Genomic DNA, 466 nt, shown 5'->3' with positions numbered 1-466 from the left:
ACCACCCAACACCACCAAACAAACCCCCAACAACCAACCCCAACCCCACACCACCCCCAACCCACAACCCACAACCAAAAAACAAAACACCAAAACCCCCCCCACACACCACCACACGCACAAAACCCACACCACCAACCACCAACCCCAAACCAAAAACACCACCAAAACCACCACCCAAAAACCCCCCCACACCAACACCAAACCACACCCCAACACCAGCACCCAAAACCCCAACCCCAAACCCCCCCCCAACAAAAAACCCCACACCAACAAACAACAAACCCCCCCCCAACACAATACCCAACACAAAAACCAAAACAAAACACAAAAACCCGCCAAGAAACCTAGCACCAACCCCCACCACCCACCCAAACAACACAACCCAAAACAACACCACAACACACCCCCCCCACAACCCCAACACCAAACCAACCACACCAACAACAATCAACCAACACCCCAA

The 466-nt window shown here is 53.0% G+C and carries 1 protein-coding gene; it reads right to left on the bottom strand.

All coding sequences use genetic code 11. The features are described from left to right. On the bottom strand, nucleotides 1-466 hold a 466-nt coding region (locus tag ACTHTS_RS11125; protein WP_440370072.1), incomplete at both ends, for a hypothetical protein.

The organism is Neisseria sp. P0019.S003 (assembly GCF_051957115.1).
In the GTDB taxonomy this organism is placed as follows: Bacteria; Pseudomonadota; Gammaproteobacteria; order Burkholderiales; family Neisseriaceae; genus Neisseria; species Neisseria flavescens_D.
The sequence above is the reverse complement of the archived record's forward strand: the minus strand, read 5'-3'. Positions and strand labels throughout refer to the sequence as shown.